Below are 24,847 nucleotides of genomic sequence, written 5' to 3' on the forward strand. Positions count from 1 at the left end.
CCGCGCTTATTCGAAGCCGAGCCGATGGCCGAGGATCGGCGCGCAGAACAGCGCGATCGCGCAGCCGGCGGCCTTGCCTTCGAGTTCGGCGCCGGCGCTGTGCGAGCCGTACATATGCGTAAGCAGGTCGAAGAGTTGCGGCGCGCAGTACAGCACCGCCGCGCCGATAAAGCATTTCTCGACCACCGAGATGCGCCAGCCGCGCTCGTAAGCGAGCATCGCCCCGATGATGCGCAGCACGCCGAACACCACCAACGCGCCGACGGCGGCCTGTTCGCGGATCAGATAGTCAGGAAGGAATTCGCCCATGATGCACCCCGTTGCAAATGTCGTTTGATGGCATTTGAGCAAGGAGTGGGCCAAGCGTATGTCCGGTGCCGAACAAAAAGCCTGAAATCCTTTATGGGTAAGGCTTTGCGAGGTGGCGGCCACGGCTAGAAAAGCGGGCCGAAACGGCTGTTCGAGCCGTTTCGGTCCGCTGTGTTACGTAACTGAGACGGCACACGCTACGGCTGCCGTAACGCGCGCGCCGCCGGGCTCCACGCCGCTAGCGGATCCGCTCGATCCGCCCGACCACGAACAGATAGGACAACGCGCCGATCACGCCGACCGCGCTCATGAACACGAGCGCCGGCTTGAAGTCGTTGTTCCTGACGAGGAAACCGATCACAACGGGCACGCAGATCGAAGACAGATTGCCCATCAGGTTGAACATGCCGCCGGTGAGGCCGAGCAATTCCTTCTTCGCCATCGACGACACCAGCACCCACGTGATCGACGAAAACCCGCTGCCGAAGAACGCGATCGCCATGAACAGGATCACCATGGCCGGCGTCTCGACATAATTCGCGCCGACGATCGTCGTGGACAGCAGCAGGCCCGTCACGATCGGCACCTTGCGCGCAACGATGGGCGACACGCCGCGCCTGACCATCCAGTCCGACAGCAACCCCGAACTCAGAATCCCGACGAATGCCGCGAGAAACGGCACGGCCGCCATGAAACCGGCCTTCAGGAAGTCCATGTGCCGGTACTTGACGAGATAGGTCGGGAACCACGTCAGAAAGAACCACAGCGTCGAGGTGACCGCGATCTGGCCGATATACACGCCCCACAGCTTGCGATTGCCGAGTACCGCGCGCCAGTCCGCCGCGGTGTAGCGCGGGCGCGCGCGGCGCGCATCGCCCAGTTCGACGAGTCCGCCGCCTGCCCGGATTGTTTCAAGTTCGGCTTCGTTCACGTCCGTGGCTTCGGACGGTTCGCGATACAGCGCGTACCAGACCAATCCCCACGCAATGCCGATCGCGCCGGTCAGAAAGAACACGCCTTGCCAGCCGAAATGCTGTTGCGTCAGCACGAGCACGGGCGTCAGAAACGCGAGTCCGACATATTGGCCCGACGTATAACTGGCGATCGCGCGCGCCCGTTCGCTATCGGGAAACCAGGTCGTCACGACACGATTGAGCGTCGGATAGGCCGGCGCTTCCAGCGCGCCGAGCAGCACGCGCAGCGACAGCAGCACCGCGAACGCGCTGGCGAAGCCTTGCAGGATGGTCGCGAGCGACCAGAGCCCGATCACCAGCGCGAGCAGCAGGCGAGGCCGCGTGCGGTCGACCAGCATGCCGCCCGGAATCTGCAGCAACGCATACGACCAGCCGAACGCGGAAAACACCAGCCCCATCTGCGCGGGATCGAGTTGCAGGTCCTGCGCGATCGCGGTGGCCGCAATCGACAGATTGCTGCGGTCCAGATAAGTGATGACGACGGTGACGAACAGCATCGCGAGCAGACGGTGGCGCTTGCCGGTCGCTCGCGTTTGAAGGTGGGTTGTCTCCACGAGGTAGTCCTCTTCTTGTTGGATTGTTGGCCGGCGCGCCGCGGCCCGGCCACATGAAAACGCCGCCCACGGGCGGCGTTCAGCTACGCACTTACCATTCGGCGACGCTGCCGTCCTCGTGGCGCCACACCGGATTGCGCCAGCGGTGGCCGACCTTCGCCATCTCGCGCACTTTTTCCTCATTCACTTCGATGCCGAGGCCAGGGCCTTGCGGAATCGAGACGAAGCCATCTTCGTATTTGAAGACTTCCGGATTCCTGATGTAATCGAGCAGGTCGTTGCCCTGGTTGTAGTGAATGCCGAGGCTCTGTTCCTGAATGAACGCGTTGTAGCTGACCGCGTCGATTTGCAGGCAGGTTGCAAGCGCAATCGGGCCGAGCGGGCAGTGCAGCGCCAGCGCGACGTCGTAGGCCTCGGCCATCGACGCGATCTTGCGGCACTCGGTAATGCCGCCCGCGTGCGACGCGTCCGGCTGGATGATGTCGACGTAGCCGCCTGCCAGGATGTGCTTGAAGTCCCAGCGCGAATACAGGCGCTCGCCCAGTGCGATCGGCGTGTTGGTCTGGTTGACGATGTCGCGCAGCGCTTCCGCGTTTTCCGACAGCACCGGTTCTTCGATGAACAGCAGCTTGTACGGGTCGAGTTCTTTCGCCAGCACCTTCGCCATCGGCTTGTGCACGCGGCCGTGGAAGTCCACGCCGATGCCGATGTTCGGCCCGACCGCCTCGCGCACCGCTGCGACGTTGTTGATGACGCCCTGCACTTTGTCGAAGGTGTCGATGATCTGCAACTCTTCCGAGCCGTTCATCTTGACCGCCTTGAAGCCGCGTTCGACCACCGCGCGCGCGTTGTTCGCGACGTCGCTCGGACGGTCGCCGCCGATCCACGAATACACCTTGATCTTGTCGCGCACCTGGCCGCCGAGCAGCGCGTGAATCGGCACGCCGTGATGCTTGCCCTTGATGTCCCACAACGCCTGGTCGACGCCGGCGATCGCGCTCATCGTGATCGGGCCGCCGCGGTAGAAGCCCGCGCGGTACATCACTTGCCAGTGGTCTTCGATCAGAAGCGGGTCTTTGCCGATCAGATAGTCGGACAGTTCCTCGACGGCGGCGGCCACCGTATGCGCGCGGCCCTCGACCACCGGCTCGCCCCAGCCGACGATGCCTTCGTCCGTTTCGATTTTCAGGAAGCACCAGCGCGGCGGAACGATGAAGGTTTCGAGCTTGGTGATTTTCATGACGCGTCTCCTTGCGGCCTCGGCCCGTGCGAAATATTTCGAGGGTTCCCATGCTACAACAAAAGCGCGTTTAAGTACTATTAATAGTACTATTTGCCAGATAGTGAGCGGCGGCCCCTTCCGGCGCGGGTGCCGATCCAGTGGGGATTCATGCCGGGATACCGGATAATCGCGCTCGTTCCAGCTTCGGAACGGATATCCATTCACGCCGCGAGGCGGCTGGGAGAGAGCTATTCAGCACGATCTGCATGGGCGCGTCGCCCATCTGCTGGCGACCGCGATTCTGCGCGGCGACTACGCGCCCGATTCGATCCTGCCGCGCGAGGCGGAGTTGATGGACACGTTCGGCGTGAGCCGCACCGTGTTGCGCGAGGCGTTGCGCACGCTGACTTCGAAGGGGCTGATCGAATCGCGGCCGCGCGTGGGCACGCGGGTGCGGCCGAAGATCGCGTGGAATCTGCTCGACGTCGACGTGCTCGACTGGTACTCGCGGGTCGCCGAGCCGATGGCTTTCGCGCTCAAGCTGCAGGAAATGCGCGAGATGATCGAGCCTTACGCGGCGGGTCTCGCGGCGGCTTCGTACTCGGACGAGACTTTCGACGCACTGGCGGCGTCGCATGCGGCAATGGTGGCCGCGCGTAATGTCGACGAATGGGTGCGCGCCGATCTGCAATTTCATCTGAGCGTGTTGAGCGCGTGCAGCAACGAGTTGCTGATTCCGCTCGGCACGCTGATCGAGCGCACGCTGGAGGCGCAATTGCGTTTGAACGCGAAGCGCGCGGACGTGTTCAATGCGTCTTTGAGCGAGCACACGGCGGTGTTCGAAGCGATTCGCGAGCGCAACTCGACTGCGGCGCGCGACGCAATGGCAAGTTTGCTCGGCGTGACGCGCGGGCGGATCGAAGGGTAAGCGCAGCGCGTCGGGCGGATCAGCAGCAGCGACGGAATCATCAGCAGCGTCGCCATGAACATCAGCTTGAAGTTGTTCAGATACGCGATCATCGACGCCTGCTGCGTGATCGACACATCGAGCACCGCCATGTTGTAGTTAGAACCGCTGTTGAGCATCGGCTGGATCGAGCGCACCGCCAATCCGGAAGATCGCCGCGAACGCCAGGTGCACATGACGCCCAAGGCCGAGCGCACGCTCGGCAAGGCGCGCAAGGTGGGCGACGAAGTCGCGCTGGAAGCGCTCGACGGTTTCAGCGACGCGGAAGCGAAACAACTGATCGCGCTGCTGCAACGTGTTCGGGGCAATCTGAGCCGGCTGGTGGATCGCTGAAGCCGCACTGGCTTTACAAAAGCTAAAGCCTTTCGTAACGAAGTTGCCACGCAACGGTAATCGCGAGTACCGATACTGATAGTCAGGATCGCGAACTTCCGTTCGATCAAGGCGAAACCTCATCTTGTGTCTGATTTCCAACACTTTTTCTGCGTGTGGCCGATGTACGGATAATGCGCCCTGCATCGCGATAAGCACTGTCGGCGAGTAAAACGCTACCCGTGCTGACGCATAGACGAAAGGAGCGCGTGGACGGCCGCCTTTTTCACAGATCAAACCGTCCATACCAGATCAAACCAATGAATAAGAAACAGCTCACCGTCAAAGCGAAGCTGACGACGGCGTTCGGGGTGCTCGCGTTAAGCGTATTGCTCGTTGCGGGCATGGCGGTCAAATCGCTCGACGACGCGGACCAGCGCTTCGCCGATTACATCTCAGGGAGCAGTGCCCGTGCTGAACTGGCCGGGCGCGTGCGTACCGCGGTCGACCGGCGTGCGATCGCCGCGCGCAACCTGGCGCTCGTCACGAAGGCGGAAGATTTCGACGTCGAGAAAGCCGCCGAAGCGCAAGCCCAACAGGACGTTACCTCCCGTCTTGCCAAACTCAACCAGATGGCCGATGCCGCCGCCGATCCGTCCGGCAGAACGCATGCACTGGTGGGGGAAATGAATCGCATTGAAGCCGCTTACGCGCCCGTGGCGCAAGCCATCGTGGAGCTTGCGGTAGCCGGCAAACACGACGAGGCGGCGGCCAAACTGACCAACGATTGCCGCCCGTTGCTTGCCGCGCTGATCAAGGCGACCAACGACTACCTGGCGTACACGAATCAACAGGCGGAGCAGAGTGTGCGCGACGCAAGCGAGCGCAACGCGAATCAACGGAACTTGCAGATCGCAATCAGTCTGTTCGCGGTCGCGGCGGCCGTCGCCGCGGGCGTGTCGATCACGCGCGGTTTGACGCGCGCATTGGGTGCCGAGCCGGGTGAGTTGAGCGACATCACGCAGCGCGTCTCGGCGGGCGACCTGAGCTCGGTGCCGGGTGCGCAGCAAGCGCCGGCCGGCAGTGTGCTTGCGTCGATGGGCGGCATGCAGCAAAGCCTTGTGCGCCTGATCGGCCAGGTGCGCGCCGCAGCCGACGGCATCGCGACCGGTTCCAGCCAGATCGCGGCGGGCAACGTCGATCTGTCGTCGCGCACGGAGCAGCAGGCCTCGTCATTGCAGGAAACCGCGGCGAGCATGGACCAGCTCACCGCGACCGTGCGGCATAACGCCGAGAGCGCGCAGCAGGCGAGCGTGTTGTCGACTAGCGCGTCGGACATCGCGCATAAGGGCAACGAAGTCGTCAGCCGGGTTGTCGACACGATGGGCGATATCAGCGAGAGGTCGTCGAAGATCGCGGACATCACCGGGATCATCGAAGGCATTGCGTTTCAGACCAATATTCTTGCGCTGAACGCCGCAGTGGAAGCGGCGCGCGCAGGTGAGCAGGGGCGCGGCTTCGCGGTGGTGGCGAGCGAGGTTCGCAGCCTCGCGCAGCGTTCGTCGGTGGCTGCGAAGGAGATCAAGGATCTGATCGGCGCGTCGGTGGACAGGATCAGGGACGGCTCGTCGTTCGCGCAGGAGGCCGGCAGCACGATGGCGGAGGTCACGCAAGCGGTGGCGCGCGTGACCGACATCATGGGTGAGATCGCCGCGGCGACCGGCGAGCAGAGCCGTGGCATCGAGCAGGTCAATCAGGCGCTCACGCAGATGGACCAGGTGACGCAGCAGAACGCGGCGCTCGTCGAGGAGGCCGCGGCTGCTTCACAGTCGCTCGAGGATCAGGGGCGGCAGCTCAACCAGTCGATCGCGTTTTTCAGGCTGGAGCCGGCGCGCGCGTAGGTTTGTGGGCGGCGCGGCCGAATGTCTGCGACGACGGCGCGCCTGTTGGCCATGCGCGATGCGTCGGCTTACTTTGCGTCGGGCGCCGGGCCTGATGGCTGAACCAGTTCGAAGCAGGCTGCTTTCGTTCGGGCGTCGGGCTGCTGCGGATCGATGCATTTGAACGCGCTCTGGTCGCGCTGGACGAAGATCGTGTCGGCCATGCCCGCGTTGCCGCGCGCGCCGTTCACTACCGCGACGATCTTGTAGCCGTCCTGCAGCAGGTTGGACAGCGTGAGTGGGGTGGGGCGCCATTGGCTTGGACTGTCCGGTGCGGCTTGAGCAACGGCAGTGAGCGGAGCCGCGGCGACCAGCAGCGAAACCGAGACGGCGAGCAGGGTGGGGCGGAACGTCATCAAGAAAACCTCCTTGAAGTTGCGGTGCGGGAAGCCGAAAACGAAAAGCTGAAAACGAAAAGCCAAAACAAAAAAGCCGCTGAACCTTACGGATCAGCGGCTTTTTCTTGCAACTGGTGGCGAATCAGGGACTCGAACCCCGGACCTGCGGATTATGATTCCGTCGCTCTAACCAACTGAGCTAATTCGCCGAAAGAAGCGAGATTATGCGGACGGTGCCGGAGGCTGTCAACCCCCGGCGCGCAACTTTTTCAGCTTGCGCCTCGTCCACGCGTTGCATCAGTCCTGCGCGTAAATATCCGAGTCCTTGGTTTCCTTCACGAACAGCATGCCGATCACGAAGGTCGCGACCGCAATCACGATCGGATACCACAGCCCCGAAAAGATGTTGCCCTTCGCCGCGACGATCGCGAACGCGGTCGCCGGCAGGAAGCCGCCGAACCAGCCATTGCCGATGTGATACGGCAGCGACATCGACGTGTAGCGAATCCGCGTCGGGAACATCTCGACCAGCATCGCGGCGATCGGGCCGTACACCATCGTCACGTAGATCATCATGATCGTCAGGATCACGATGCTCATCGGCCAGTTGATCTGCGACGGATCGGCTTTGGCCGGGTAGCCGGCGGCTTTCAGCGTCGTCGAGATGGTTTTGTCGAACGCTTTGCCTTGCTCCTTGGCGTCGGCGGCCTTGCCGTCATACGTATTCACCACCGTATCGCCGACCTTGATCTCCGCGAGCGTCCCCGCCGGCGCGGCGACATTCTCGTAGTTCAGGCCGGCCTTCGAAAGCGCGGCCTTGGCGATGTCGCACGAACTCGTGAACTTCGACGTGCCCACCGGGTTGAACTGGAACGAGCATTCGTCAGGGTTCGCGATCACGACGATCGGCGCCTTCGCGCTCGCGGCTTCCAGCGCCGGGTTGGTGTAGTGCGCGAGTGCCTTGAACAGCGGGAAGTACGTGCACGCAGCGATCAGCAGGCCGGCCATGATGATCGGCTTGCGGCCGACGCGGTCCGACAGCGAGCCGAAGAACAGGAAGAACGGCGTGCCGATCAGCAACGCGACCGCGATCATGATGTTGGCGCTGCTGCCGTCGACTTTCATCGTCTGGGTCAGGAAGAACAGCGTGTAGAACTGCCCCGTGTACCAGACCACGGCCTGGCCGGCGGTCAAGCCGACCAGCGCGAGAATCACGATCTTCAGGTTCTTCCATTCGGCGAACGCTTCCGTCAGCGGTCTCTTCGAAGTTTTGCCTTCGGCCTTGATGCGTTCGAACACCGGTGATTCATGCAGTTGCAGACGAATCCACACCGACACGCCCAGCAGGATGATCGACGCGACAAACGGAATGCGCCAGCCCCAGGCGCCGAATGCGTCTTCGCCCATGGCCGTGCGTACGCCGAGAATCACCAGCAGCGACAGGAACAGCCCGAGCGTGGCGGTTGCCTGAATCCACGACGTATAGAAGCCGCGACGTCCCGCCGGCGCGTGTTCCGCGACGTAGGTGGCGGCTCCGCCGTACTCGCCGCCGAGCGCGAGGCCTTGCAGCATCCGCATCGCAATGAAGATCACCGGCGACGCAATGCCGATCGTCGCGTAGCCCGGCAGGAAGCCGACCAGGAAGGTCGAGAAACCCATGATCAGGATCGTGACGAGGAACGTGTACTTGCGCCCGACCATATCGCCGAGCCGGCCGAACACGATCGCGCCGAACGGCCGCACCGCAAAACCCGCGGCGAAACTGAGGAGGGTGAAGATGAACGCGGCGGTCGGATTGACGCCGGAGAAAAAGCTTTTGCTGATGAAAGCCGCAAGCGAGCCGGCCAGGAAGAAGTCGTACCACTCGAAAACCGTACCCAGCGAAGACGCGAAGATCACCCGCTTCTCTTCTTTCGTCATCGGCACGTGCGAGATTTGCCCGCCAACGGTAGCCATAAGTCGTCTCCAATATTGATATGTACACGCGATTCGCCGGCAAAGGCGTTCCCGTGCGACCGATTATTGGAGTGGAAACTTACGGCGTACTGACGTGGAAGAGGGAATTCGAGAGGTGCCATGTGCCGGACGATTTCGCTAAAAATGCGCTAAGTTGTGGTCAATGGCGTTAATTTTACGGATAAGTTCTCTCTAAATCGCGCTTTCTGAATTTCGCGTGCTGGCCGCGTTAGGGTAAGTCCCGTACCCGTTCCAGTACGTGCAAGCTGACGCGCACGAGCGTTCCTGCGAGGCGCGGCGAGGTTTGATAGACGTTGTCGTCGATGGTGAGTTCGCCGCCGTGCATCGTCGCGATTTCGCGGACGATCGCAAGCCCGAGGCCGCTGCCGTCGCCCTCGCGGCCCAGAATCCTGTAAAAGCGTTCGATTACCCGCGAACGCTCCGCCACCGGAATGCCGAGCCCCGTGTCTTCCACTTCGAGATGGACGAGCCGCGCGGCCGCGTCGTGCCTGACGCGCACGGTGATGCGTCCGCCGGCCGGCGTATAGCGGATCGCGTTGTCGATCAGGTTCGACAGCATTTCGCGCAGCATGACCGGATTGCCGTCGACTTCGACCGGCTGTTCGGGCGCTTCGTAGCCGAGATCCATCTGCTTGGCGAGCGCGGCCTGGACCCAGTCGCGCACCGCGTTGCGCGCCACTTCGGTGACTTCGACCGGCGTGAAAATCTGCCCGGACATGCGGTTTTCCGCGCGCGCCAGCGCCAGCAGTTGCGTGACGAGCCGAGCCGCCTGCTCCGAGCTGGTCGCGATCTGTTCGAGCGAGCGGTGCACTTCCGCGGACGCGTCCTGGCGCAACGCGAGCTCGGCCTGAGTGCGCAGGCCGGCCAGCGGCGTTTTCATCTGATGCGCGGCATCGGCGATAAAGCGCTTTTGCAACTCCATGTTCTGCTCGAGGCGCGTCAGCAGATCGTTGAACGACGTCACCAGCGGTTCGATTTCCGGCGGCGCGCGGCGTGCTTCGAGCGGCGACAGATCGTCCGGCCGACGCGCGCGGATATGCGCCTGCAACGCGTGCAACGGCGCAAGTCCGCGCGACAGCCCGAACCACACCAGCAGGATCGCCAGCGGCAGGATCACGAACTGCGGCAGGATCACGCCTTTGATGATGTCGTTCGCGAGCTGGCTGCGTTTGTCGAGCGTTTCGGCAACTTGCACCAGCACCGGCTGCGCGCCGGGCGTCTGCGGGAACTCGACGGTCGTGTACGCGACGCGGATATCGTTGCCGCGCAGCACGTCGTCGCGAAACTCGACGAGACCGGGTTGCGGCCGGTCTTCCTCGTGCGGCAGCGGCATGTCGCGTTCGCCGCCCACCAGTTCGCCACGCGTGCCGAGCACCTGATAGAACACGCTGTCGACGTTATCGGTGCGCAGGAAGTCGCGCGTGGAGTCGGGCAGCGACAGCTCGGCCACGCCGTTGACCGGATGGATCTGCCTCGCGAGCACGTAGGCGTCGGTTTCGAGCGCGCGGTCGAACGGTCCGTTGGCGATCGACTTGGCGACCAGGTAGGTGACTGCGAGGCTCATCGGCCAGAGCAGCAGCAGCGGCGCCAGCATCCAGTCGAGAATCTCGCCGAATAGCGAGCGCGGACGCGCTTCGGCGGCGGCCTCGGTCTCGTCGGGCGGCGCGAAGGGATTGGCGTAGCGCTCGTCGCGCGCCTCGTCGAGGTCCGCCGCGTGCGCCGGGGCGCGGTTTGCGCGTGCGGACATGGTGCCTTCTATTTGTAGTGGTGGCTCGCCGGCATCGCGCCGGACGGCGGCTCGGGCGGGGCGGCGGGCGGTGTGGCGCCTGCGTCGGTGCTGGCGTTCGCCGGCAGGTTCGCAGCCGAAGCGGCTTTTTCCAGGCAATAGCCGAGGCCGCGCACGGTGATGATGCGCACGCCGCTCGGCTCGATCTTTTTACGCAGCCGGTGCACATACACCTCGATCGCGTTGTTGCTGACTTCCTCGCCCCATCCGCAAAGATGGTCGACCAGCTGTTCCTTCGACACCAGCCTGCCGATCCGCTGCAGCAGCACTTCGAGCAGGCCGAGTTCGCGTGCGGACAGGTCGATCACCTGCTCGTTGACATAGGCGATCCGGCCGACCTGGTCGAACGACAGCGAGCCGTGGCGCACCACCGTCGGACCGCCGCCGGCGCCGCGCCGGGTCAGCGCGCGCACGCGGGCTTCGAGTTCGTTCAGCGCGAAGGGTTTGGCCATGTAATCGTCAGCGCCGAGATCGAGGCCTTTGACGCGCTCGTCGACGCTGTCCGCGGCAGTCAGGATCAGCACCGGCACCGTCGAATTGCGCGCGCGCAGGCGGCGCAGCACCTCGAGACCGGACATGCGCGGCAGGCCGAGATCGAGGATCAGCAGGTCGAAAGTCTGCAATGACAGCGCGGTGTCGGCCTCGACGCCGTTCTTCACGTGATCGACCGCATAGGCCGATTGGCGGAGTGATCGAACCAGACCGTCCGCGAGTATGCTGTCGTCTTCGGCAATCAGAATTCGCATGATGCGCAGCCTGGCCTTGCCGGCACCGTGGGGAAAGCCCCAGGCGCACAGCGGTCTCCGGATTAATTGTGGGTAGTTGGGCGGCGCGACTGTAAAAATGCGCGTTCGCATGAGAATCGCGCTTGCCAAAACTACTGTTTTTTTATACAGTGTCTGGGTTTCGTGTGCTGTTGTTCACGAGTCACTTGAACTCGGGGCTGCACACCTGCCTCAGACGCCGTTCATCATAGCAAAGGACGATTCATGGAAGAAAGCAAGAAAGGCTCGGCTGGACTGACTGCTGAAAAGAGCAAGGCACTTGCTGCCGCACTCGCGCAGATCGAAAAGCAGTTCGGCAAAGGGTCGGTCATGCGGCTCGGCGCAGGTGAGGTAGTCGAAGACATCCAGGTGGTCTCAACGGGATCGCTCGGCCTCGACATCGCGCTGGGCGTCGGCGGTCTGCCGCGTGGCCGTGTGGTCGAAATTTATGGCCCGGAATCGTCCGGTAAAACCACGCTGACGCTGCAGGTCATCGCCGAAATGCAGAAGATCGGCGGCACGGCGGCGTTTATCGACGCGGAACACGCGCTGGATATCCAGTACGCGGGCAAGCTCGGCGTGAACGTGAACGATCTGCTGGTGTCGCAGCCGGACACGGGTGAGCAGGCGCTTGAAATTGCCGACGCACTGGTGCGCTCGGGCTCGATCGACATGATCGTGATCGACTCGGTCGCGGCGCTGGTGCCGAAGGCTGAAATCGAAGGCGAAATGGGCGACTCGCTGCCGGGTCTGCAAGCGCGGCTGATGTCGCAAGCGCTGCGCAAGCTCACCGGCACGATCAAGCGCACGAACTGCCTCGTGATCTTCATCAACCAGATCCGCATGAAGATCGGTGTGATGTTCGGCAATCCGGAAACCACCACCGGTGGTAACGCACTGAAGTTCTACGCGTCGGTGCGTCTGGACATTCGCCGGATCGGCTCGATCAAGAAGAACGACGAGGTAATCGGCAACGAAACCCGCGTGAAGGTCGTCAAGAACAAGGTGTCGCCACCGTTCCGCGAAGCGATTTTCGACATCCTGTACGGCGAAGGCATTTCGCGTCAGGGTGAAGTCATCGACCTGGGCGTGCAAGCCAAGATCGTCGACAAGGCCGGCGCCTGGTACAGCTATAACGGCGAACGGATCGGTCAGGGTAAGGACAACGCGCGTGAGTTCCTGCGCGAAAATCCGGACATCGCCCGTGAGATCGAAAACCGCATCCGTGAATCGCTGGGCGTGAACGCAATGGCGGAAGCGGCGACCGGCGTCAGCGCGGAAGTCGCGGACGAAGAAGAGTAAGCGTCGCGTGATACGTAAGGGCCGGTCGCTGTCCAACGCAGCCAATACTGGACGCTACGCGAACGGCCCGCGCGGCAATGCGCGTGGCGGCAATTCCGCGGATTCATTCGATCCGCCTGATTCTTTGGATCCGCTTGATCTACCCGATCCATTCGAATCGTTCGACGCACATGATCGGGCCGCAGGCCGAGGCCGGTCGCCCGATTCTTCCTCTGAGTCCGCCGCGGACCCATCCGAAACGACCTACACCCGCTCGCGTCGCACACCTGGTGAAGCGAAGCCGGAGCAGGCCGATTCGAAAAAATCGCAACGCCCAGCCCGTTCGCTAAAAGGACGCGCGCTCGGCTATCTGTCCCGGCGTGAATACAGCCGCACCGAACTGGCGCGCAAGCTGAAGCCGTTCGTCGAAGAAACCGATTCGCTGGACACCTTGCTCGACTCGCTCGAGGCCGAAAACTGGCTGTCCGACTCACGTTTTGCGGAAAGTCTGATTCATCGGCGCTCGTCGCGGCTGGGCGCAAGCCGGATCGTCGGTGAACTGAAGCAGCATGCGGTCGACCAGACGCTGGTCGAAGAAGCCAGCGCGCAATTGCGCGAAACCGAGCTCGCGCGTGCGCAGGCCGTGTGGCGCAAGAAATTCGGCAAGCGCCCCGAAACGCCGGTCGAGCGCGCCAAACAGGCGCGATTTCTGGCGTCGCGCGGCTTTTCCGGCGCCACGATCGGCAAGATCCTCAAAGGTATCGACGAGGAATGGAGCGGCGAGTAGCCGCGTCGCGTCGCCGGCCGCCGGCAACAGCGCTTCAAAAACAAGCTTTAAAGATAAGGTCCCCCGCGCGCAGCCCCACGGCTCGTGGCGCTGCGCATTCCGGCCTGTCTCAAATACCCAGTATGCTAAAATTCGTGGGTTTTCCAATCCGGCCTTTCCTTTCCGCATGCCGCTCCCCTCGCCCGTGTCCCGTCAGTTGCGCCACCGTCGCGCAATCCGAGCGGAAGCCTATGAGAGAGCCGATGGCCTGTGGGATGTGGAAGCGTGCTTGACCGACGAAAAGCCGCGCGACGTGGTGCTTGCGTCGGGCGTCCGGCCCAATGGCCAGCCGATCCATGAACTCTGGCTTCGCATCACCATCGATCGCAAGCTCAATGTCGTCGACGCCCAGGCGTCGTCTGACTGGGTGCCCTATCCTGGGCTCTGCGAAGCCAGCAATCCCGCCTACCGTGCCCTCATCGGGCTCAATCTGTTCCATCACTTCCGTCGCGATGCCGCCCGTTTGCTGGCCGGCACCGCGGGTTGCACGCATCTCACCGAGTTATGCGCGCTACTGCCTACGGCCGCGATTCAGGCGTTCGCCGGCGAAGTATGGAACACCCATCAAGGCACGCCGGGCGCGAGCGAAGGTTCGGGAGACGAGTCGTCTAACAGCACAGGCGAGCATTCCAACGACAAACCGCCATTCCAGCTGGGACGCTGCCACGCGCTGCGTTTCGACGGCGAGGCGGTGCAGCAGTTTTATCCGCGCTGGTATGGCCGCGCTCCTTATACAGCAAACCGCGCAGCGGACCGCGCGGCCTCGTCAGGCGACGCGGCGCCTCGCCAGCAAAGCGAGAGCGGCAATGCGTCCGGCATGGACGGCAGCGGAAACGATGTTCAATCCAACTCTCAGACTGAAGGGAATCACGCATGAAGATTCACGAGTACCAGGGTAAGGAAATCCTGCGGAAATTCGGCGTCGCGGTACCGCGCGGCAAGCCGGTCTTCTCGGTGGATGATGCGGTCAAGGCCGCGGAAGAGCTTGGCGGCCCGGTATGGGTCGTGAAGGCTCAGATCCACGCGGGTGGCCGTGGCAAGGGCGGCGGCGTGAAGGTCGCCAAGTCGCTGGATCAGGTTCGCGAGTATTCGCAACAGATCCTCGGCATGCAGCTCGTCACGCACCAGACCGGTCCGGAAGGCCAGAAGGTGAATCGTCTGCTGATCGAAGAAGGCGCTGACATCAAGAAGGAACTGTATGTCGGCCTCGTGATCGATCGCGTTTCGCAGAAGATCGTCGTGATGGCGTCGAGCGAAGGCGGCATGGACGTCGAAGAAGTCGCGGAAAAGACGCCTGAGCTGATCCACAAGATCGCCGTCGACCCGGCTACCGGCCTGAAAGACGCCGAAGCCGACGAGCTCGCCACGAAGATCGGCGTGCCCGCCGCTTCGCTGCCGCAGGCACGCGCGATCCTGCAAGGCCTGTACAAGGCATTCTGGGAAACCGACGCATCGCTCGCGGAAATCAACCCGCTGATCCTGACCGGCGACGGCAAGGTCATCGCGTTGGACGCCAAGTTCAACTTCGATTCGAACGCGCTGTTCCGTCATCCGGAAATCGTCGCGTATCGCGATCTGGACGAAGAAGATCCGGCTGAAGTCGAAGCGTCGAAGTTCGACCTCGCGTACATCTCGCTCGACGGCAACATCGGCTGCCTCGTGAACGGCGCAGGCCTCGCCATGGCGACGATGGACACCATCAAGCTGTTCGGCGGCGAACCGGCGAACTTCCTCGACGTTGGCGGTGGCGCCACGACCGAGAAGGTCACGGAAGCGTTCAAGATCATGCTGAAGAACCCGAACCTGACCGCGATTCTGGTCAACATCTTCGGCGGCATCATGCGCTGCGACGTGATCGCGGAAGGCGTGATCGCGGCGTCGAAGGCCGTGTCGCTGAAGGTGCCGCTCGTCGTGCGCATGAAGGGCACGAACGAAGACCTGGGCAAGAAGATGCTCGCTGAATCCGGTCTGCCGATCATTGCGGCAGACAGCATGGAAGAAGCGGCCCAGAAGGTCGTCGCGGCCGCTCAAGGCAAGTAAAGAGCGCTCGGTTATCCAATTAGCCAGGATTAACCAGGATTACGAATGGCGGCGCGCGAGCGACGCGGGCGGAGAACATCCCGCCCCGTGGCGCAACAGCGCGACGCCAAACGAACAGAGGTCAATACATGTCGATTCTGATTAACAAAGACACCAAGGTCATCACGCAGGGCATCACCGGCAAGACCGGTCAGTTCCACACGCGTGCTTGCCGTGAATATGCAAACGGTCGTGAAGCGTACGTTGCGGGTGTGAACCCGAAGCGTGCGGGCGAAGACTTCGAAGGCATTCCTATCTACGCTAGCGTCGCTGAAGCCAAGGCTGAAACGGGCGCGACCGTGTCGGTGATTTACGTTCCGCCGGCAGGCGCTGCTGCTGCGATCTGGGAAGCGGTCGAAGCCGACCTGGATCTGGCGATCTGCATCACGGAAGGCATTCCTGTGCGCGACATGATCGAGCTGAAGGCACGTATGCGCGCTGAAAACCGCAAGACGCTGCTGCTCGGACCGAACTGCCCGGGCACGATCACGCCGGACGAACTGAAGATCGGCATCATGCCGGGTCACATTCACCGCAAGGGCCGCATCGGCGTCGTGTCGCGTTCGGGCACGCTGACGTACGAAGCAGTCGGTCAATTGACGGCGATCGGCCTCGGCCAGTCGTCGGCAGTCGGTATCGGCGGCGACCCGATTAACGGTCTGAAGCACATCGACGTGATGAAGATGTTCAACGACGATCCGGAAACGGACGCCGTCATCATGATCGGCGAGATCGGCGGTCCGGACGAAGCGAATGCTGCTGAGTGGATCAAGGACAACATGAAGAAGCCGGTGGTCGGCTTCATCGCCGGCGTCACGGCGCCTCCGGGCAAGCGCATGGGCCACGCCGGCGCGCTGATCTCGGGCGGTGCGGATACGGCCGAAGCGAAGCTGGAAATCATGGAAGCCTGCGGTATCAAGGTCACGAAGAACCCGTCGGAAATGGCGCGTCTTCTGAAGGCGATGCTGTAAGACAAAATTCGCGCGCTGTCACGGCGCGTTTTTTGATACGCTTACGAGACCCTTTCGTGAGCGGGCAGTCCCAAAAGCGGGGGAGTCGAAAACTCCCCCGCTTTTTTATTGGCTGCGCGTCGGATCCCTTCTTATATTTCCAGCCATGCTCGAATTTTTCGCCACGCTCCACTGGGGCGCTGTCATTCAGATCATCGTGATCGACATCCTGCTGGGTGGCGACAACGCGGTCGTGATCGCGCTGGCGTGCCGCAACCTGCCGGCTTCGCAGCGCACGAAAGGCGTGCTGTGGGGCACCGCGGGCGCGATCGTGTTGCGTATCGCGCTGATTGCTTTCGCGGTGGCGTTGCTGGATGTGCCGCTGCTCAAATTCGCGGGCGGTCTGCTGCTGTTGTGGATCGGCGTGCGGCTGATGGCGCCCGCGCACGACGTGCACGAAAACGTCAAACCGGCGGACAAACTGATTTCGGCGATCAAGACGATCATCGTCGCCGATGCCGTGATGAGTCTCGACAACGTGATCGCGATTGCCGGCGCGGCCGAAGCGGCCGATCCCGAACACCGGCTCGCGCTGGTGATTTTCGGCTTGCTGGTGAGCATTCCGTTGATCGTGTGGGGCAGCCAGATCGTGCTCAAGCTGCTCGACCGTTTTCCGATCGTCATTACGCTCGGCGCCGCGCTGCTCGGGTGGATCGCGGGCGGTCTGATCATCAACGACCCGGCCGGTGACCGTTGGCCGATTCTCGATTCGCCGCTGGCCGAATACGGGATGAGCGTCGCCGGCGCACTGTTCGTCGTGTTGCTGGGCTATGCGCTCAAGCGCCGCAATGCGCGCCGTGAGGCGGCTTCGAATTGAGTGAGCGTGAACGGCGCATGAACGAAGGCTGCTTGCCGCTGTAGAGTTAGCCATCCGGCTGACTGCCTGATTCCGGTACTGCTGGCTACGATAGGAACGCCTGTCCCCGAAACACGGGGCAGGCGTTTTTCGTTTCAGGAGCCTGCCTATGATCGTTACTTTGCCGTATTCGCTTCACCGTCAATCCACGTCGTGCACGACCTTCACGCGACTCGCAGCCGGCCGGACGCACTGGGCCGCGCGATTCGCGCTGGTCAGCCGCAGGCTTGGCCGCGGTTTCACCCTGATCGAGCTGATGATCGTGCTGGCGATCGTCGGCGTGATCGCCGCTTATGCGATTCCCGCGTATCAGGACTATCTGGCCCGTAGCCGTGTGGGGGAGGGCTTGTCGCTGGCTTCATCCGCGCGGCTTGCGGTTGCGGAAAACGCCGCGAGCGGAAACGCGTTCGGCGGGGGTTATGCATCGCCGCCGGCCACCCGCAATGTCGATTCGATTCACGTCGACGACGATACCGGCCAGATCACCGTCACCTTCTCCACGCGCGTGGCGCCGGCCGGCTCGAACACGTTGACGCTGGTGCCGTCGGTGCCGGACAACATGGACGCGCCGACCGCGCGGATCGCGTTGGCCAGGGGCTCCTCGCAGCCGGGCGCACTCACGTGGGAATGCTTCGCCGGCAGCAAAACGGCGTCGTCGTTACCGGCGCCGGGCGCGGGACCGACTCCCGCCGATGCCCCGACCTTGCCGTCGAATCTGGCGCCGCCGGAATGTCGTGCGTGAGGGCCGGCAGCCCGGTGGGCATGAGTAGTGCCGTCCGCGCGTAAAACGCTGATTTTTGGGATATTTCAGCCCAGCCGGCGCACAGCAGGAGGATTTTTTTGTATAGTGCGCCGGTTGCTGACGCCCACCGGTTCCTCGATGCCCACCCCATTTGCGCGCTACTTTTCACTGATTCTGTTGGCTCTCGCGTTGATGCTGCCGTACGCAGTCGTCAACCACACCTATCCGATTCCGACTTTTTACGCCGAGTTCACGGCGCTGGCGCTTTATCTGCTGACCGGTGCGGGCGTCGTGTTCATGATCCTGAGTTCGACGCCGCGCATTGCGTTCGCGTCACCGGTAGTGGCGCTCGTGCCGTTGTTGTTCGGGCTCTTGCTGGTTGCGCAGTCGGTGCTATTGCCGGTCACGCAGCCGACGATGAACTGGCTCGGCGGCGGCTACCTGCTGGCGGCGCTCATGGCGACGCACGCCGGTTATGGATTCGCGCGCGCGAGGCTCAACGAAACCGCGTTGCGTTGGGCGGCGGGCGCGTTGATCGTCGGCGGGCTGTTTGCGGTGTTCTGTCAGGTGATCCAGCTGTTTCACCTGGAGGTGCGCGTGTCGCCGTGGGTGGTGGCCTATAACGTGACCACCGAGCGCCGGCCGTTCGGCAATATGGCGCAGGCGAATCACCTCGCCACCTATATTGCGTTCGCGACGGCGGGGGCGATGTTCCTCGTGCAAACGCGCAAGATCGCCGTAGCGATCTGGTTGCTCGTGTCGACCCTCTTCGCGGTCGGACTCGCGTTGACCGTGTCGCGCGGGCCCTGGTTGCAGATGGGCGTGATCGTGGTGGCAGGTTTCTGGATGGCGTTTGCGCAGATTCGCAGCCAGCCGCTGCTGCGTCGCAGTCATCGCGAATGGCTGATTCCGATCGCGCTGGCGGTGCTGTTCTTCGTGGTCAATGCGTTGATCCGCTGGGCGAACGTGCGCTATCACCTGGAACTCGGGCAATCCGCGGCCGAGCGTTTCAAGGACGCCGGCCAGATCGCGCCGCGTCTCGCGCTGTGGAAGTACGGCTGGACGATGTTCAAGGCCCATCCGCTGCTGGGCGTCGGCTGGGGCGAGTTTCCGCACTACCAGTTCGACTATGCAAAGGCGCTCGGCTCGGTCGAAATCGCCAACAATTCGCACAACATTTTCATCGACCTGCTTGCAAAGACCGGCCTGATCGGCCTCGCGATCGTGTTGTTCGGGCTGGTTGCGTGGCTGGTGCGAGTCTTACGCGCACCGCAAAGCGCTGCGAGCGTGTTCGGTATCGCGCTGATCGGCGTGCTGGTGATGCACGCGTTGGTCGAGTATCCGCAGCAATACATGTTCTTCCTGCTGCCGGCGATGTTCGTGTTCGGCCTGCTCGAAACGCGGCCGTTGCGGCTCGTGCCGGGCCGGCTCTCGTTCGGTGTGTTCGTCGTGGTGGTGTTCGGCGGGATCGCCGCGTTGTATCCGGTGTACCGCGACTACGCGCGCGCCGAGGTGCTGTATTACGGCTCGCGGCCGGCCGAGCAGTATCGTGCGGACCCGTCGCATCTGTTCAGCGCGTGGGGCGAGTACGGTCTCGCGACGCTGTTGCCGATGAATCAGACGGATTTGCCGAACAAGCTCGCGATGCACAAGCAGGCGATGGCGCTGCTGCCGGGCGAAACCGTGCTGCGCCGCTATGCGGTGCTACAGGCGTTGGGCGGCGACACGGCCGGCGCGTTCGACACGGTTGAGCGCCTGAAGCTTTTCGCACTGGAATTGAACGACTGGCCGTTGCAGCTCGGCTATCTGTACGAACTGCTCGACGAGCAGAAGACGCTCGCGGGCTTCAAGGCGGAATTGGTGAAACGCTACGGCGCGGCAGCGAGCGGTAGCGATCAGGATGACGATAGCGACGAGGATTGAGGTCGAGAGCTATCGTTCGGATCCACCCCGAACCGACGTGTAGACGCCCGGCCGATTCGATTCATGTCTGCGGCCATTCCTGAGTGCTACGGAATGTTGGCGTCGACTTTCTCAGGTTGGCTTCAGTCGATCGCAGTCACCGCAGCATGCAGGCCAGCAAAAAACGCGCGATCGGGAGCGAAGGTGCCAAGCGACGCAGCCATGTCGTGCAGAGTGGCATCGTCCGGAAAGCCGTCGCCGTGTGCGCGCTGCTTTTCCGTAACGGAACGGGTTGCACACGTGGGCGCTTCCGTCGTTGCGTCGCTAGCCGCCCCAGCATCGGAAGGGCGCTGCGCCCCCGCTGCCGATGCCGCCTCTCCCGGCTCATGCGCCACAAAATCGAGCGCGGCGACGAACGCACCGTTCGTCAGCGCCGCATCCGCATCACGCAACGCCGAGCTTGCCTGCCGCTGATTCAGGTATTTCACGATCAGCGCGGCCATACCGGTGCCGAGGTCGCGCCAGATCGCCGGCTGTTGTTCGGGATCCTCCTTCTTGCGCGTGTTGACCAGTGTGACGATCATGTCCTCGCTGAACGCGCTCGCAGCGCTCGATAGCAGCGACACGCCGAGCAACCCGAGGTAGCCGGGCAGCGGCACCTTCGATGCCCCGCCGGCGAGGCCATTGACGAGGCGTGGAATGAGCTGTGCGCCGGCCGAGCCCAGAACACCCAACTGGAACGACTTGCAGAAGCTGCGCATCATCTCGTCGGTCATTTCGCGGCGCGTCCATTTGGCGCCGATTGCCGCACGCCAGAGCCCACCGCCCGAAGCATGACGCGCGACATCGACGGCGCGTCCGCTGATCTCGGGGTGCGCCGCGCCGTCTCCGGAGCGGGCCAGCCAGTCGAGCCGATCGGCTTTCCAGTCCTTCAGCGCCTGATCGATGACCCGCCGGCGTTCCGGCGGATAACGGTCGAGCGCCAGCTCGGTCGCCTTGAACGCGCGTTCGAGCATGGCTTCGGCCGGCGAGACCACGAGCTTGCGCAGCTTGTTCTCGTCCATGTCCTCGGGCGCCAGAGTCAGGCCCGCGTCGATTTTGGCGCGGCTCTCGGGTTTGACCACATCGGCGAACAACGCATTCAGCCGATGCTTCGCGTCTACCTTGCGCTTCTGGTCGCGCGGCGCAAGCAACAGAAACTGGACGACCAGGCTGGCGAGCACGATGCCGATCGACACGAACAGCACTTCGCGTGACGACAGCAGATTGGTCCGGTGCGGGCCGAGCAGCGACGCGACGGCCGCCAGTGGCGGGCGCGAGATTCTCAACAGCGCCTGGCTCCTGTAACCCGCGCTCTGGCGCAGCAGGCCCGTCATGACCATCATCAGCGTGGCTGCGTTGTTGCTGGCCTGCTTGCCGGTGTCCGCGACATGTCGGTATGCGCTGATGAGCCGAGCCCGCTGTTCGGGCGCGAGAGCGGACAGCCTTGTGTGGATGTCGGGTGCGTCAGCCGGCACGTCCGGTCCGAACGCTTCGTCGAGGCACTGGCGCAACGCGTGGTTGGCCGCGTCGAGTTGCCGTGCAGCTTCGCGCGTGTTCGCGGCCTCGATCGGCATCCGGTGCTTGAAGTTGACCGATTTTTCATCGAGCTTGATCGACGGACCGCCGCGCGCCTGGATGAACTCCGAGGTGCCGGCCGTGACCGGCTGCATCATCGCGTTGATGACGAGATTCGCGATCGACAGCACCGCGCTTGCATAAAAAGTCTTCATCGGATCGCCGGTCGCGATGCCGACTGCCGGTACGACGCCGTATTGCAGCGCACTCGGCGCAAGACGCGCGACCAGCAGCAAGTGGTTTGCGCTCCGCTGAGCACGCTGCTGCGCGCTCAGATCTTCCGGTTCCATCCCGAGCGCCTTGCGCCAGCGGTCCAGATACTGTTCGTCGACCCGGGCGAGCAGCGCTTCTGCGGAGAGCGCCAGTTTGTCCTCGCGGATCGCCCGCGCCCCGGTCCCGCGTACCTCGTTGACGATCGCCGCGACCTCGGCTGTATCGATCGGCCGGGAGCGCGCGGCCGTGACCTGTGAGCGCAGGCCCGCCCAATCCTTCGGCAGCGTATCGAAGAGCGGGCGGCGATTCGCTTCGAGATCGCCATCGGGTGGGCGCGGCGACCTGGCGCGCGAACTTGATGAGCCGCGCGATGAGCCGCGGGACGGGTCGCGCGATGGGCTGCATGAGGAGCCGCTCAGCTCGCGCAGACGGATGTCGGTCGCGGGGCGCGAAGACGGCGTTTCCGGCGACGGGCCAGCAACTGCGTTGCTATTGCCGGCGTCGCCTATATCGACGGATGTCGGGGTTCGGACTGAGAGGATGGAAGGCAACGGATCTCCGATAGTGGGTCGAGTGAACATTTGCGACCTGCCTATCGAACTTCAGGAGTTCCTGGGTACTAGCGCAATCTTGGCCCGAGCGTGCCGGGCGTCATGACTCAGTCAACATAGTCGACGCCGGAAGAGCGAGCCGGTTCTGGCGCGAAATCATGGTTCGCATGACGAAGCAGATAACGACTGCGATCGCAGCAATATCGCGAGCGTCCATTCGCCGGCGAGTTCGCAAATCGACTTCCCGTTTCGTGATCCCGATGCGAAGCGAACACCGGGACACGTAGTGTTCACCCGATATTTTTTTCCTCGCTCAATCCAGACTCGCCATGCCATCCTCGATCCGCTCCATCTCTCCGCCTCCTGTCACGCACGCAACTCAACCCGACGGCGGCCCGCTCGAAACCGCGCCCACCGCTGATGTGGGCCGTTCTTCACGCGGCCGCTCGGAAGCAGCGTCGATGCAATTTTCCACGCTAAAGTCGCGTCGCTCGGGCGAGAGCCCGGATGCACGCTCAGGCGAAAGCAAGACAGCTTCGTCGCGCAGGAGAACAGGCGCGCTGCCGACAGATCATCGGTCAGTATCTCCCGATGCCGCCCACGTGCTCGGCAGCGGACAGTCGATGGAGATGACCAACCTCTCGCGCACGAACTCTACGGCCGCCTCACAAGTCAGCAAAGTCAGCACGGAGTCGGGCGACGACGACATCAAGCTGAAGTTGCCTCCCCCTTGCGGCGGTACGCTGAGCGTGGGCGACGATGGACGCTTGCGCTGCGAGCAGGATCACGGTGTACAGGGCCTGCTCGATCTGATGGCCGAGCTGGATTCAACGGCCATGAGAGAACTGACCGTACCGCCGGGCACGCAGATCCACATCGGGTGGGACGAGAACCTGACGGGCAAGATGGGTGAATTCAGGAAATTTGCCGGCGGCAATCTGCTGGTTGCCACCGATCTGCTGCGCGATGCAATTGGCAAGGGTGAGAGCGCATTTACACCCGAGGCCCGCATCCCGGGTACGAATCAGCACCCACTCGAATTCCTGCGTGGCATCGGCATGCGCGTTCACGTCACTCCGGACACCGGAATTGGCGCTCGCCTGCAATCCATATTGGAGCGTCAGTCCAACGATCCGGCCAACAATGCACGGATAGCAAAATTCCGCAGCGATTTCGGCGCGATGTCGCTGCTCTCGCTCGCCACCAACAAGGACTTCAACAAGGGGCTCGCCTATGGTCTCGGTGCCAGCCTGATCGGTACCGGTGCGATCGGCGCGACCTTTGACTACGGGGTGTGGCGCAGCGTCAAGAATGCGATGGGCGCCGAGAACGCGGCCAAATACGGCCCGCTGATCGATTCGCTGACGCCGCTGTTCGCGGAAACCTTCGACTCGATGGTGATCAAGCGGCTGATGGAGGTGATGAAGGGCGGCAACTTCATGCCGGACGACATCGCTGCGGCATTGGGCGACCTGAAGGGCGCGGCGTTCTCGGGTTCGATCGCGGCGGTCGGTTCGATTCCGAACAACTTCGTGCGCGAACTGGCCAAGGCGGCGAGAGATAGCGGCAACACCAGTCTTGCTATCGGCCTGCTGGTGGCGAAGCAGTTCACCAACCTGCTGGCAACGTGGACCTCCGGCGCGATGGTGCCACTGGAGGTGATGGAAGACCACAAGGCGCTGGTCGACGCCAAGATGTCGATGATCGACGCCGGGGCCATTCCGCGTCCTGATGTAGCCGACGTGCGCAAGCATGTCAGTGACGAGGCGCTCAACACGTTGCGCGCGGCGCGTGGCACCGGATCGTCGATCCGGTCGATGGCCACGGGTGGCGAGATTGCCGCGACGCTCGGGCTGACGCTCTCGCTGCTCGAACACAACGGCCTGATTTCGAGTTCGGTCGAACAGTTGATCACGTTGATGTACTCGACACCGACCGAAGTCATCAGCATGTTGTCGACGATGGCGGCCGAGAAGTGGGTGGGCGCCGACGCGAGCGAGGCGAACGCGCGCATTACCACCGACGCCGCCAAGCAGAGCGGCATGCTGGCCCAGATTTCCAGATCGGGCTCGACGACGCTCGCCGACCTCGACCGGGGAGCCCGGCCGTATGGTGAGCGCAATGCGCAGATCGGCTCTGCCGTCACCGTTGCACTCGGCACGGCAATGGGGCTGGTGGAAAAGGGCGGCGAGCTCGGTGCGCAATACGCCAGCACCCTGGGGCAGGGCGTGCAGGCATGGTCGGGCGCTGCATACGAACATGCGCTCAAGCCGGTGGGCCAGGGCATCGCGTGGACGGCGCAGAGAACAGCCGAAACAGTCGGCCCGATCCTCGCCCCGGTCGGAGGCGCCGCGATGGCGGCGGCATCGGCGGCCGGAACCTACGCGCTTCAACCGACGGCCAATGCGACCGCAATGGCATTCGACGGGATCGTGCGAGCGCCAGGCGCGGGAGCGAAACTCGTGAGCCAGGCCGTGTCGAGCGGAACGGAACTGGCCATGAACCTCGCGAAATCGAGGCATCGTCGTCAGGACAACGAGCCGACGGGTGACGAGATGGTTTGACGACGCCTTGGGATCGGACCTGGGGACACGCACGACGGGATTCCATGATCAACGCCGCATGCC

19 protein-coding genes, 1 tRNA gene and 2 pseudogenes are annotated in these 24,847 nt (G+C 63.2%); 12 read left to right on the forward strand and 10 right to left on the reverse strand.

Going from position 1 to position 24,847, the window contains the following annotated elements; translation table 11 throughout:
* Window positions 1-6 precede the first annotated feature (6 nt).
* The 3 genes from PQQ51_RS00870 to dgoD all read right to left on the reverse strand — a co-directional run bounded on the left by PQQ51_RS00870 (window position 7) and on the right by dgoD (window position 3,077).
* Window positions 7-309, reverse strand: coding sequence for a hypothetical protein (locus tag PQQ51_RS00870; RefSeq protein WP_408493992.1), 303 nt, complete (start codon window positions 307-309; stop codon window positions 7-9).
* A gap of 238 nt (window positions 310-547) precedes the next feature.
* Window positions 548-1,972 (reverse strand): MFS transporter, encoded by a 1,425-nt coding sequence (locus tag PQQ51_RS00875; protein WP_408494285.1) that lies wholly within the window; start codon window positions 1,970-1,972, stop codon window positions 548-550.
* Window positions 1,929-3,077: a galactonate dehydratase gene (gene dgoD / locus PQQ51_RS00880; protein WP_408493993.1), complete on the reverse strand. Its 1,149-nt coding sequence runs from the start codon at window positions 3,075-3,077 to the stop codon at window positions 1,929-1,931. Before dgoD ends, PQQ51_RS00875 begins: the two co-directional genes overlap by 44 nt.
* 232 nt (window positions 3,078-3,309) lie before the next feature.
* On the opposite strand from dgoD, the gene PQQ51_RS00885 reads away from it, so the two are divergent.
* Window positions 3,310-3,987 (forward strand): FadR/GntR family transcriptional regulator, encoded by a 678-nt coding sequence (locus tag PQQ51_RS00885; RefSeq protein WP_408494287.1) that lies wholly within the window; start codon window positions 3,310-3,312, stop codon window positions 3,985-3,987.
* On the opposite strand, the pseudogene PQQ51_RS00890 reads toward PQQ51_RS00885, so the two are convergent.
* Window positions 3,987-4,157 (reverse strand): annotated as a pseudogene (locus tag PQQ51_RS00890) (EmrB/QacA family drug resistance transporter); the annotation flags it as partial. The gene PQQ51_RS00885 and the pseudogene PQQ51_RS00890 sit on opposite strands and share 1 nt — an antisense overlap.
* On the opposite strand from PQQ51_RS00890, the pseudogene PQQ51_RS00895 reads away from it, so the two are divergent.
* A pseudogene (locus PQQ51_RS00895) lies at window positions 4,147-4,359 on the forward strand (MarR family winged helix-turn-helix transcriptional regulator); the annotation flags it as partial. The pseudogenes PQQ51_RS00890 and PQQ51_RS00895 overlap by 11 nt on opposite strands.
* Before the next feature lie 299 nt (window positions 4,360-4,658).
* On the forward strand, window positions 4,659-6,239 hold the full coding sequence (locus PQQ51_RS00900; protein WP_408493994.1) for a methyl-accepting chemotaxis protein: 1,581 nt from the start codon (window positions 4,659-4,661) through the stop codon (window positions 6,237-6,239).
* Window positions 6,240-6,307: 68 nt separating this feature from the next.
* On the opposite strand, the gene PQQ51_RS00905 is transcribed toward PQQ51_RS00900, so the two are convergent.
* The 5 genes from PQQ51_RS00905 to PQQ51_RS00925 all read right to left on the reverse strand — a co-directional run bounded on the left by PQQ51_RS00905 (window position 6,308) and on the right by PQQ51_RS00925 (window position 11,125).
* Window positions 6,308-6,634 carry a hypothetical protein gene (locus PQQ51_RS00905; protein WP_408493995.1) on the reverse strand — a complete coding sequence of 109 codons (327 nt, stop codon included), beginning with the start codon at window positions 6,632-6,634 and terminating at the stop codon, window positions 6,308-6,310.
* 114 nt (window positions 6,635-6,748) lie between these two features.
* Window positions 6,749-6,825: transfer RNA gene (locus PQQ51_RS00910), tRNA-Met, on the reverse strand.
* 88 nt (window positions 6,826-6,913) lie between these two features.
* A complete protein-coding gene (locus PQQ51_RS00915; RefSeq protein WP_408493996.1) occupies window positions 6,914-8,572 on the reverse strand; it encodes an MFS transporter in 1,659 nt (552 codons plus the stop codon).
* 229 nt (window positions 8,573-8,801) lie between these two features.
* On the reverse strand, window positions 8,802-10,340 hold the full coding sequence (locus tag PQQ51_RS00920; RefSeq protein ID WP_408493997.1) for a sensor histidine kinase: 1,539 nt from the start codon (window positions 10,338-10,340) through the stop codon (window positions 8,802-8,804).
* An 8-nt stretch (window positions 10,341-10,348) separates the two neighbouring features.
* Window positions 10,349-11,125: a response regulator gene (locus PQQ51_RS00925; RefSeq protein WP_408494288.1), complete on the reverse strand. Its 777-nt coding sequence runs from the start codon at window positions 11,123-11,125 to the stop codon at window positions 10,349-10,351.
* Between the two features lie 243 nt (window positions 11,126-11,368).
* On the opposite strand from PQQ51_RS00925, the gene recA reads away from it, so the two are divergent.
* The 8 genes from recA (at window position 11,369) to PQQ51_RS00965 (ending at window position 19,860) form a co-directional block, all read left to right on the forward strand.
* Window positions 11,369-12,445, forward strand: coding sequence for a recombinase RecA (recA, locus tag PQQ51_RS00930; protein WP_408493999.1), 1,077 nt, complete (start codon window positions 11,369-11,371; stop codon window positions 12,443-12,445).
* A gap of 7 nt (window positions 12,446-12,452) precedes the next feature.
* Window positions 12,453-13,211: a recombination regulator RecX gene (recX, locus tag PQQ51_RS00935; protein WP_408494001.1), complete on the forward strand. Its 759-nt coding sequence runs from the start codon at window positions 12,453-12,455 to the stop codon at window positions 13,209-13,211.
* 166 nt (window positions 13,212-13,377) lie between these two features.
* Window positions 13,378-14,127, forward strand: coding sequence for a DUF2889 domain-containing protein (locus PQQ51_RS00940; protein WP_408494002.1), 750 nt, complete (start codon window positions 13,378-13,380; stop codon window positions 14,125-14,127).
* Window positions 14,124-15,290: an ADP-forming succinate--CoA ligase subunit beta gene (sucC, locus tag PQQ51_RS00945; RefSeq protein ID WP_408494003.1), complete on the forward strand. Its 1,167-nt coding sequence runs from the start codon at window positions 14,124-14,126 to the stop codon at window positions 15,288-15,290. The genes PQQ51_RS00940 and sucC overlap by 4 nt, the downstream gene beginning before the upstream one ends.
* 128 nt (window positions 15,291-15,418) lie before the next feature.
* The gene (gene sucD, locus PQQ51_RS00950) at window positions 15,419-16,300 is read left to right on the forward strand and encodes a succinate--CoA ligase subunit alpha (RefSeq protein ID WP_179734193.1); all 882 of its coding nucleotides are present in this window, start codon (window positions 15,419-15,421) and stop codon (window positions 16,298-16,300) included.
* A 145-nt stretch (window positions 16,301-16,445) separates the two neighbouring features.
* Entirely contained in the window at window positions 16,446-17,156 is a 711-nt protein-coding gene (locus PQQ51_RS00955; protein WP_408494004.1) for a TerC family protein, read from the forward strand.
* Between the two features lie 148 nt (window positions 17,157-17,304).
* The gene (locus PQQ51_RS00960; protein ID WP_408494005.1) at window positions 17,305-17,937 is read left to right on the forward strand and encodes a pilin; all 633 of its coding nucleotides are present in this window, start codon (window positions 17,305-17,307) and stop codon (window positions 17,935-17,937) included.
* Window positions 17,938-18,075: 138 nt separating this feature from the next.
* A complete protein-coding gene (locus tag PQQ51_RS00965; protein WP_408494006.1) occupies window positions 18,076-19,860 on the forward strand; it encodes a PglL family O-oligosaccharyltransferase in 1,785 nt (594 codons plus the stop codon).
* 122 nt (window positions 19,861-19,982) lie between these two features.
* On the opposite strand, the gene PQQ51_RS00970 is transcribed toward PQQ51_RS00965, so the two are convergent.
* Window positions 19,983-22,220, reverse strand: coding sequence for a hypothetical protein (locus PQQ51_RS00970; RefSeq protein WP_408494007.1), 2,238 nt, complete (start codon window positions 22,218-22,220; stop codon window positions 19,983-19,985).
* A 329-nt stretch (window positions 22,221-22,549) separates the two neighbouring features.
* Between PQQ51_RS00970 and PQQ51_RS00975 the strand changes: the two genes are divergently transcribed.
* Window positions 22,550-24,784, forward strand: coding sequence for a hypothetical protein (locus PQQ51_RS00975; RefSeq protein ID WP_408494009.1), 2,235 nt, complete (start codon window positions 22,550-22,552; stop codon window positions 24,782-24,784).
* Window positions 24,785-24,847: the final 63 nt, after the last annotated feature.

Source organism: Paraburkholderia xenovorans, assembly GCF_046030735.1.
In the GTDB taxonomy this organism is placed as follows: Bacteria; Pseudomonadota; Gammaproteobacteria; order Burkholderiales; family Burkholderiaceae; genus Paraburkholderia; species Paraburkholderia xenovorans_A.

What these genes read in the sequence shown, in the direction of transcription:
- PQQ51_RS00925 (WP_408494288.1), bottom strand. Translation starts at nt 11,125, where the DNA reads ATGCGAATTCTGATTGCCGAAGACGACAGCATACTCGCGGACGGTCTG.
- recA (WP_408493999.1), top strand. Translation starts at nt 11,369, where the DNA reads ATGGAAGAAAGCAAGAAAGGCTCGGCTGGACTGACTGCTGAAAAGAGC.
- PQQ51_RS00920 (WP_408493997.1), bottom strand. Translation starts at nt 10,340, where the DNA reads ATGTCCGCACGCGCAAACCGCGCCCCGGCGCACGCGGCGGACCTCGAC.
- PQQ51_RS00940 (WP_408494002.1), top strand. Translation starts at nt 13,378, where the DNA reads ATGCCGCTCCCCTCGCCCGTGTCCCGTCAGTTGCGCCACCGTCGCGCA.
- sucC (WP_408494003.1), top strand. Translation starts at nt 14,124, where the DNA reads ATGAAGATTCACGAGTACCAGGGTAAGGAAATCCTGCGGAAATTCGGC.
- dgoD (WP_408493993.1), bottom strand. Translation starts at nt 3,077, where the DNA reads ATGAAAATCACCAAGCTCGAAACCTTCATCGTTCCGCCGCGCTGGTGC.
- sucD (WP_179734193.1), top strand. Translation starts at nt 15,419, where the DNA reads ATGTCGATTCTGATTAACAAAGACACCAAGGTCATCACGCAGGGCATC.
- PQQ51_RS00915 (WP_408493996.1), bottom strand. Translation starts at nt 8,572, where the DNA reads ATGGCTACCGTTGGCGGGCAAATCTCGCACGTGCCGATGACGAAAGAA.
- PQQ51_RS00975 (WP_408494009.1), top strand. Translation starts at nt 22,550, where the DNA reads ATGCCATCCTCGATCCGCTCCATCTCTCCGCCTCCTGTCACGCACGCA.
- PQQ51_RS00955 (WP_408494004.1), top strand. Translation starts at nt 16,446, where the DNA reads ATGCTCGAATTTTTCGCCACGCTCCACTGGGGCGCTGTCATTCAGATC.
- PQQ51_RS00905 (WP_408493995.1), bottom strand. Translation starts at nt 6,634, where the DNA reads ATGACGTTCCGCCCCACCCTGCTCGCCGTCTCGGTTTCGCTGCTGGTC.
- PQQ51_RS00900 (WP_408493994.1), top strand. Translation starts at nt 4,659, where the DNA reads ATGAATAAGAAACAGCTCACCGTCAAAGCGAAGCTGACGACGGCGTTC.
- PQQ51_RS00870 (WP_408493992.1), bottom strand. Translation starts at nt 309, where the DNA reads ATGGGCGAATTCCTTCCTGACTATCTGATCCGCGAACAGGCCGCCGTC.
- PQQ51_RS00965 (WP_408494006.1), top strand. Translation starts at nt 18,076, where the DNA reads ATGCCCACCCCATTTGCGCGCTACTTTTCACTGATTCTGTTGGCTCTC.
- PQQ51_RS00960 (WP_408494005.1), top strand. Translation starts at nt 17,305, where the DNA reads ATGATCGTTACTTTGCCGTATTCGCTTCACCGTCAATCCACGTCGTGC.